This is a genomic window from Rhodothermales bacterium, assembly GCA_034439735.1.
In the GTDB taxonomy this organism is placed as follows: domain Bacteria; phylum Bacteroidota; class Rhodothermia; order Rhodothermales; family JAHQVL01; genus JAWKNW01.
This window is the reverse complement of record JAWXAX010000296.1, coordinates 1-8306: the sequence shown is the minus strand read 5'-3', so window position 1 is coordinate 8306 and position 8306 is coordinate 1. Positions and strand designations below refer to the sequence as shown.

General features: G+C 64.2%; 6 protein-coding genes. All 6 read right to left on the bottom strand.

Annotation, left to right across the window (positions count from 1 at the left end):
- Nucleotides 1-906: 906 nt before the first annotated feature.
- Nucleotides 907-1692, bottom strand: a complete 786-nt coding sequence (locus SH809_20560) for an ATP-binding cassette domain-containing protein (protein MDZ4702115.1) — start codon at nucleotides 1690-1692, stop codon at nucleotides 907-909.
- Nucleotides 1693-1942: 250 nt separating this feature from the next.
- The gene (locus tag SH809_20555) at nucleotides 1943-3235 is read right to left on the bottom strand and encodes an aspartate aminotransferase family protein (protein ID MDZ4702114.1); all 1293 of its coding nucleotides are present in this window, start codon (nucleotides 3233-3235) and stop codon (nucleotides 1943-1945) included.
- A gap of 227 nt (nucleotides 3236-3462) precedes the next feature.
- Nucleotides 3463-4827, bottom strand: coding sequence for an aspartate aminotransferase family protein (locus SH809_20550; protein MDZ4702113.1), 1365 nt, complete (start codon nucleotides 4825-4827; stop codon nucleotides 3463-3465).
- 4 nt (nucleotides 4828-4831) lie between these two features.
- Nucleotides 4832-5983 carry a 2-aminoethylphosphonate--pyruvate transaminase gene (locus SH809_20545; protein ID MDZ4702112.1) on the bottom strand — a complete coding sequence of 384 codons (1152 nt, stop codon included), beginning with the start codon at nucleotides 5981-5983 and terminating at the stop codon, nucleotides 4832-4834.
- A 9-nt stretch (nucleotides 5984-5992) separates the two neighbouring features.
- Nucleotides 5993-7429 carry an aldehyde dehydrogenase family protein gene (locus SH809_20540; protein MDZ4702111.1) on the bottom strand — a complete coding sequence of 479 codons (1437 nt, stop codon included), beginning with the start codon at nucleotides 7427-7429 and terminating at the stop codon, nucleotides 5993-5995.
- A partial coding sequence (locus SH809_20535) for an alkaline phosphatase family protein (GenBank protein MDZ4702110.1) occupies nucleotides 7426-8306 on the bottom strand: 881 nt, incomplete at its 5' end. The genes SH809_20535 and SH809_20540, both read right to left, overlap by 4 nt.

The window sequence follows — 8306 nt, the reverse complement described above, 5'->3', positions numbered from 1 at the left end:
TTCATGCTTCCATGGATCCCCAATCAAGTTGGGGAAGACGACCCTGGAGCGTGCGGCGGAAGCCAGTATGCGCCGTGTTTCAACTCCTGATTCGCATGATTAGCGATTAATGCGAATCAGTAGTTGATTTGAGCATAGACCTCCAAAAAATCTATTGCCATCTCGACCGTAGGCCCGATGTATCGGGCCGGAGCGGAGAGACCTCCAGAACCTGGCAAAAGCCATATTGAGGAGGTCCCCCCGCCTTCGCGGGGGCAGGCTCTCCGCTACAGCGTCGGCTAACGCCGTCGCCTTCGATTGAGATGACAGGGGGTTTATTCAAAGACACCACTCGGCGCCATCCCGACGCCCCTATTCCCATCGTTAATCGCTACTCATGCGACAAGAGATTCACAATGAGGGGACGGGTGGCTGGTGTTTATCCTGAACACCCTTGTCATTTTGCCTTTTTCATTTTCCCTTTTGCCTTACGTGGCGCCGGGTTACGCGGCGATGACCCGGATGGGGGCTTTGCCCTGTTGTGCGTGGGCGGCGGCGCATTTTGCCTTTTTCACTTTGCCTTTTGCCTTACGTGGCGCCGGGTTACGCGGCGATGACCCGGATGGGGGCTTTGCCCTGTTGTGCGTGGGTGGCGGCGCATTTTGCCTTTTTCACTTTGCCTTTTGCCTTACGTGGCGCCGGGTTACGCGGCGATGACCCGGATGGGGATGTTGCCCTGTTGTGCGTGGGTGGCGGCGCATTTTGCCTTCTTCACTTTGCCTTTTGCCTTACGTGGCGCCGGGTTACGCGGCGATGACCCGGATGGGGGCTTTGCCATGATGGTCGTTTGTGGCGGGATATCGGCGCTAACCCGGCCTACGGGCTTCGATTTGACCTTTTGCATTTTTCACTTTTCACTTTCAAATCTCAGCCGGGTACCGCCTGATAATACCCGTTCGCCTCCAGCAGGGTCACCGGGGTTTCGTAGAGGGCGCTGAGAGTGGGGCCGGTGAGCACGTCGGCTTTGGGGCCGCGGGCGAAGACGGCGCCGGCTTTTATGAGGATCACGTCGTCGATCTCCGGGGGGATTTCGTGGATGTGATGGGTGACGAGGACGATGGTGCGGCCGGCGTGCATGAGGGAGCGGATCGTCTGGAGATACTGGAAGCAGGCGTTCAGGTCCAGCCCACTGGTGGGCTCGTCCAGGATGAGGGTCTGGGGATCGTTGACGAGCGCCCGGGCCAGCAGAAACCGCCGCTGCTCGCCGGTGGACATTGCGGCGAAGGGCCGGCGGCGGAGGTGTTCGATCCCGAGGTCGACCATGACCCGGGCCGCGGCGTCCTTTTGCTCGGGGGAGAAGGTCTGGTGCGGCCACGTATCGATGCTCGCGTAGTACCCGGACAACACGATCTGCTCGCCCCGGGCGTGGCCGGTGTAGTCCAGCTGCAGATCATTGGAAACCACCCCCAGCAGCCCCCGCAGCTCCCACACGTTCCAGCGGTCCTTCCCCAGCACCCGCACATAGCTGTCCTCGGCGTAAACGGCGTGGATGTCCCGGCAGAGGAGCTTTAAGAGGGTCGATTTCCCTGCCCCATTCGGCCCCAGGATCGCCGCGTTCACGCCGGCCTCAAGGCGGAGCGACAACCGGTCGAATACCCGGTTGCGGCCACGAAAGACGGTGGCGTTGGCGATATCGAGAAGTGAAAAATGCAAAGTGAAAAATGAAAAGTGGAGCCCGTAGGCCGGGTTAGCGCCGATAACCCGCCACCCACGATCAACATGGCATAAACCCCATCCGGGTCATCGGCGCGTAACCCGGCGCAACGTAAGGCAAAAGGGAAAAGGCAAAATGCGCCGTCACCCACGATCAACATGGCATAACCCCCATCCGGGTCATCGGCGCGTAACCCGGCGACAAGTAAGGCAAAAGGCAAAATGGAAAAGGCAAAATGAGTAACAGCGTTCAACGCGTTAACGCCCCAACCGTATCGTCAAACCGGTCGAGAAACGCGTCGCAGACCGCTTCGTCGTGCGCGATGGAAAGGTACAGCTTCGTCCCCATAGGATTCAGGAAAATACCGCGTTCGAAAAGACCCAGCATGGTCGCGCGGCTCCGGGCCGAGTCGCCACGGCGGGTGGCGCGGTAATCCCGCACCGGCTCGGTCTCGGCCGTAAACACCACCTGAGCAAGCGGCCCGTCGCCGATGATCTGGCCCGGGATGCCGCGGGTTTCGAGCACCCGCCGCATGCCGGCGCGGAGGTAGACGCCCATGCGATGTAATTCGGGGTACACCCCGCCATCCGCCCGGAACACCTCGAGCGCCGCTGAGGCCGCCGTCGTGGAAATCGGATTCCCGCCGAGGGTCGACGCCGTCCACACGTAGCGGTCGGAGTACCCCAGCCCATCCTCGCGCACCAGCGCCATGATGTCCGCCCGCCCGCCGTAGGCCCCTATCGGGTAGCCGCCGCCGAGGGCCTTGCCGTACGCCACGAGGTCGGGCACGACTCCGTAATATTCCTGCGCCCCGCCGTAGGCGAAGCGAAAACCAGTCACCACTTCATCGAAGAGGAGCGGAATGCCGTAGCGCTGGGTGGCGTCGCGGAGGCCCTGCAGAAACCCCGCCGCCGGCGGCAGGCAGCGGTGCAGGGGCTCGACGATGACGCCTGCCAGTTCGCCGGCATACGCGTCGATGAGGCGCTCGGTGGTAGCCAGATCGTTGTACGGGGCGATGAGCACGTGGTCCTGAACGGCATGGTCGACGCCGGCAGACGAGGGCTCGGGCGTGGGGAACGCCTGTAATTTCTGCGGGAAGAGGCTCGTCACCCCCACGTCGTTCGCACCGTGGTAGGCTCCTTCGAACTTGAGGATCTTTTTCCTCCCGGTAAACGCCCGCGCGAGGCGCAGGATGTACATCGTCGCCTCGGTGCCCGAGGCGCAGAAGCGGATCTGGTCGCAGGCCGGACTCAGCCGCACCAGCTCTTCCCCCAATTCGAGCGACGCCTCGGTCACATAGGCGAAGTTCGACCCCCGCGCTGCCTGCCTCACTACGGCCTCGACCACCTCCGGACGGGCGTGCCCCACCAGCGCGGAGCCCCATCCCATCGAGAAGTCGTAAAAATGCCGGCCCTCGGTGTCCCACAACGAACACCCCTCCCCCCGGTCGATCACGATGCCCATCCCATCCGGGATGTTAAACTCGCCGTTCGAGCCGGCGGGAAATACGCGCAGCGCGCGCTCGGTATGGGTTAAGGTCATTGGAAATTGCAGATTACATATGAAGCAAACCCGTAGGCCGGGTTAGGCTCCCCCAGGAGCCGTAACCCGGCGTTTGTCAACCCAATCGTATAGCCAAACATGTGGATCCCCAATCAAGTTGGGGATGACGGCCAAGACGTAGGCCGGGTTAGGCTCCCCCAGGAGCCGTAACCCGGCGTTTCTCACCCCATTCCCCCACCGTTTTTACCATTCGTGTGGATCCCGGATCAAGTCCGGGATGACAGGAAAGGCGTATCCCCAAAACATGCCTCCAGAATATCCAGCGCCCGATCCAATTCCTCGTACGAAACCGTCAGCGGCGGCACGAGGAGGACGATGTTGCCCATCGTCAGCTTGAAGCTGAGGCCCCGCGACAGCGCCGCGTACATCACCCGTTCGGCCTCGTCGATGGCGCGGGAGCCATCGGGGCGGACGAGGTCGACGCCCAGCATCAGCCCCAGCCCGCGCACGTCGCCGATCAGCGGATACCGTTCGCGCATGGCCAGCAGCCGTTCGAGGGCGTAGTTCCCTTTCAGCCGGCTCTGCTCCAGCAGCCCTTCCTCCTCGATCACCTCGATGGTGGCCAGTGCGGCCGCGCAGGCGACGGGGTTTTTTTCGTGGGTGAAGTGGCCCAGGGCACGTTCGCCGGCCACGTCGAACCGCTCGCGCGTCAGCAGCGCCGCCAGCGGAAACACCGCCCCGCCGAGTCCCTTGCCAATCACCAGCATGTCCGGCACGATGCCGTAGTGCTCCACCGTGAACATCTTCCCCGTACGCCCGAGGGCATGGGGGATTTCGTCGAGGATGAGGAGCGCGCCGTGACGGTCACACGCGGCCCTAACCTTCTGCCAGTAGGCGACCGGAGGGATGTACGGCGTACTCCGCACCGTCTCAGCAATAACGGCCGCCACATCGCCTTCCTTGGCGAGGACGTAGTCGATGTAGTCCGCGCACTTCAGCCGGCACGTCCCCCCACAATCCCACGGGCAATCCGCCGGGTTCGGCGGCGGGACGTGTTCTGTCCCGGGCATGAGCGGACCGATATCCTTCCGAAAAATGGCCTCTCCGCCGATCGAGATCGCATCCAGCGTGGCCCCGTGGAAGGCATCCCACATGGAAATCGTCTTGTGCCGGCCGGTGACGGACCGCGCCAGCTTGAGGGCCATGCTCATGGCCTCAGCGCCGCCGGGGGCGAAGAGCACTTTGTTGAGGTCGCCAGGGGCGAGCTCGGTCAGTTTCTTCGCGAGCCGGACGGCCACTTCGTTGGTGTACCGGCGGGTGCAGAACGGCAAGGTCTGGAGCTGGTCGACGATGGCCTGCATCACGCGGGGATGGCGGAAACCGACCTGATGCACCCAGTTGCCGTGGAAGTCGAGGATCCGCCGGCCCTGCCTGTCAATCAAATAACTCCCCTCGCAGGCCTCGAGCACGTTGAGGCAGGGCGTCGAGAGCGACTGGTGCAGGAAGTACTTCGCGTCCTCCGCCAGCAGACGGGCGGTCTCGGCATCGTTGTGCACCCGCTGCCAGTCCTGGCGGTGGGGCGACAGGTTCAGGTCGCCTTCGGAGCGGAGTTCATCGTGCGTATCACCCAGGCGGTCACCTCGCGAGAGCCGCGACGCCCATGGCTTCGAGCGTCTCGGCTATGGCCGCCGCCAGCCCCCGGATGTCGTCCGGAAAGATCTGACCGATGTTGCCGATCCGGAAGCAATCCGCCTTGCTCAATTTTCCCGGGTAGATGACGTAGTCGAGATCGCTCAGCCGGCTGTAAAACGCCTCAAAGTCGAACTGCGGATCTTCCGGATAATAATACGAGGTGATGATGAAGCTCTGCCGATCGGCCGGCAGGTACGGCGTGAACCCGAGCCGGCCCATCTCCTCCGCCAGCACCCGGTGGTTGTTCGCATACCGCGCCCCGCGGGCCGCGGCGCCGCCCTCCGCCTCCAGCTCGACCAGCGCCTGGTGGAAGGCCAGCAGCGCATGGGTCGGCGGGGTGAAGCGGAACTGGCCATTTTGCTCCAGCCCCTTCCACTGGGCGAGGAGGTCCAGACTGAGGCTGCGAGCGTTGCCGGCGATCGCCAGCAGCGCCTCGCGCCGCGCCAACACAAACGCAAACCCCGGCACCCCCTCGATGCACTTGTTGGCGGACGACACCAGGAAGTCGACGTGCGACGCCGCCATCTGCGCCGGAATCGCCCCGAAGCTGCTCATTGCATCCACGCAGTAGACCTTCCCGTGGCGTTTGACGATCTCCCCGATCTCGCGCGTCGGATTAAGGATTCCCGTCGTCGTCTCGCATTGCACGACGAACACGTGGGTGATGGATGGGTCGGCGGTTAACCTGCGCTCCAGATCGGCCAGGTCGGGCGTTTCGTTTTCGGCGCAGGTCTGCTCCTCTGTCGCGATCTTCAGCACCCGCGCCATGTGGGCGATGCGGGCGCCATATGCGCCGTTCACCACTACGAGCAGTTTGCCGGTCGCTGGCACGACCGATCCCACGACCGACTCGAGCCCGAACGTCCCGCTCCCCTGGACGAGCACGGCCTCGTAGCCGGCCTCCTGGGAGAGCCCGTCGATCGCCAGCAGGCGCCGGCGGATGGAGCGGACGACCTCAAGGAACGTCGCGTCGCGCGAGCCGAGGTCGACTCGCATGGCGTCTTTCACCGTCCGGCTCGTGGTGAGCGGGCCCGGCGTAAACAGTAACTTACCGCGTTCGTCGCGGCCCTTCTCGGGTGTGTTGGATGTTGGCATGGCAGGCCCTTACCAGGGCAGCGAAAAGGTTTTGACCGTGGTCATGTATTTGATGGATTCCTGAACCCCCTCCTTGACGCCCAGGCCGGAATCCTTCACGCCGCCAAAAGGCGACAGCTCGATCCGGTACCCCGGCACCTGGTTCACGTTCACCGTGCCGGTGCGGATGCCCTTGACGGCCTTAAGGGCATGGTCCAGGTTGGAGGTCACGATCCCCGTCGACAGCCCGAAATCCGAGCTGTTTGCCAGGGCGATGGCGTCGTCAATGTCGCGCACGGAGAGAATCGGCGCCAGTGGGCCGAAGGACTCCTTGCAGACCATCTCGGTCGTCCGTGGGACGTCGGCGATGACGGTCGGCTCGAGCAGCGCGCCGGTGCGTTTGCCGCCCAGCAGCACGCGTGCGCCCTCGGCCACGGCCTGGTGGACGCGGCGTTCGAGCGTCTTCGCGGCGGCCTCGTCGATCACCGTCCCCACCACCGTCTTCGGGTCCGCCGGGTCGCCGGCGATGTAGGAGCGGGATTTCTCAACAAACGCCTTGGTGAATGCCTCCAGAATCCCATCCTGCACCAGAATCCGCTTGACGGCCGTGCAGCGCTGGCCGGAATTCCGGTAGCTGCCCTCGGCGGCGAGGGACACGGCGAGGTCGAGGTCGGCGTCATCCAGAATAATCAGGGGCGAGTTGCCGCCCAGCTCCAGGCAGAGCTTCTTATAGCCGGCGATGGACGCGATCCGCTTTCCGACGGCTGTCCCGCCCGTGAACGTCACCAGCTCGATACGTTCGTCGCGGATCATGGGTTCGACCACTTCCTCGATCGTCCCCACAAACACACTCAACATCCAGCCAGGCACGCCGGCCTCGTAGAGTAGCTCGGCGAATTTGAGGGCCGTGAGCGGGGTTTTTTCGGAGGGCTTGAGGAGGATCGGCGCGCCGGCGGCGATGGCCGGGGCGATTTTGTGCGCCACCTGGTTGAGCGGATGATTAAACGGCGTGATGCCGAAAATCAGCCGCAGCGGCTCGCGCAGGGTAAAGATCTTGCGCGGCTTGCCCAGCGGCGTGATGTCGCAGGAAAACACCTGCCCGTCGTCTCGCAGCGCCTCCATGGCGGCGAACTGGAGCACGTCCTGGGCGCGGCCGACCTCGTAGTAGGTCTCTTTCATACACAGCCCGGACTCGCGGCGGATGCTCTGGGCGAACTCCTCGGTCCGCGCCTTGAGCAGCTCGCGGGCGTTGTTCAGTATCTCGTAGCGCTGAAACCGGGTCAGCGGCTCGCCGCCTTTCAGGGTGCGGGTGATCATGTGCTCGACCTCCGCCGGCCCGATGAGCGCGGCGGTGCCGACCACTTCGCCGGTGTACGGGTACCGCACGGTGGCCGTTCGACCGGTGTGGACGGCGTCCCCGGCGATGTACGCGGGGAGTTCGAGAATTGCTGTAGCCGTATCGCTCATGCTGTGGTACCGTTGCAGATGAAGTCGAAGATGTCAAAATTGCGCGGATCGCCGGCGGCGAGGGCGCGGTAGGCCGCGTTGAGGGGTTCGGAGATGACCAGGGGCACCATCTCCTCGTAGCGCCCGCCGTGGGAGCGCAGGCGGTCCTTGAGCTGGCTGAGGTCGTGCTGCGCCGGCGTGCGCCCGAGGACGACATCCCGCGCCGAAAGCACAAACAGGTCGCCGATGCGCTCGGGCGGCAGCTCGAGCTTGAGGGCCGCCATCTCGCGGTCGTATACCTCGGTGATGCCCGGGTGGGCCAGCAGCCAGCGGGCGACGTCGGCCACGGGCACGTTGGGTGGGACATAGACCGTCACGGCCGAGCCCAGGGCGCCGTGGTGGACGACGTACGGATCCGTGATTGGGCAGATGACGCGGAAGCCGGCACCGAAGTGTTCGTCGAGCATCGACTCCACATAGAGGACGTTCGGCGATCCATCCGGGAGCGTCTTGGCGTTCATCCCGTGGTCCGCCGTCGCGGCGACGATGGCGCCGAGCGCGACGAGCCGGCCCAGCTCATGGTCGATCGCCTCATAAAAATCGAGCGACTCCGGCGCCTCGGGCGCGTAGGCGTGCTGCATGTAGTCGGTGAGGGACAGATAGAGGAAGTCCGCCAGCCCCTCTTCGAGCAGCCGGACGCCGGCGCGGAGCACGTACAGGCTCGCCTCCCCGCTGTAGATCGGCGGCGTCGGCCCGACGAGCGCCTCGACATTGTCGATCCCGTTGACGGCGCGGTTCGCCTCGCGCGCTTTTTCGGAGGAAAAGGCGATCCCATCCATCCCTTTCGAGAGGATCGCGCGGAGTTTATCCTTGGCGGTGACCATGGCCACGCGCCGGC

Coding starts and splice junctions, on each gene's coding strand:
- SH809_20545 (MDZ4702112.1), bottom strand. CDS start 5,983: ATGCCAACATCCAACACACCCGAGAAGGGCCGCGACGAACGCGGTAAG.
- SH809_20555 (MDZ4702114.1), bottom strand. CDS start 3,235: ATGACCTTAACCCATACCGAGCGCGCGCTGCGCGTATTTCCCGCCGGC.
- SH809_20540 (MDZ4702111.1), bottom strand. CDS start 7,429: ATGAGCGATACGGCTACAGCAATTCTCGAACTCCCCGCGTACATCGCC.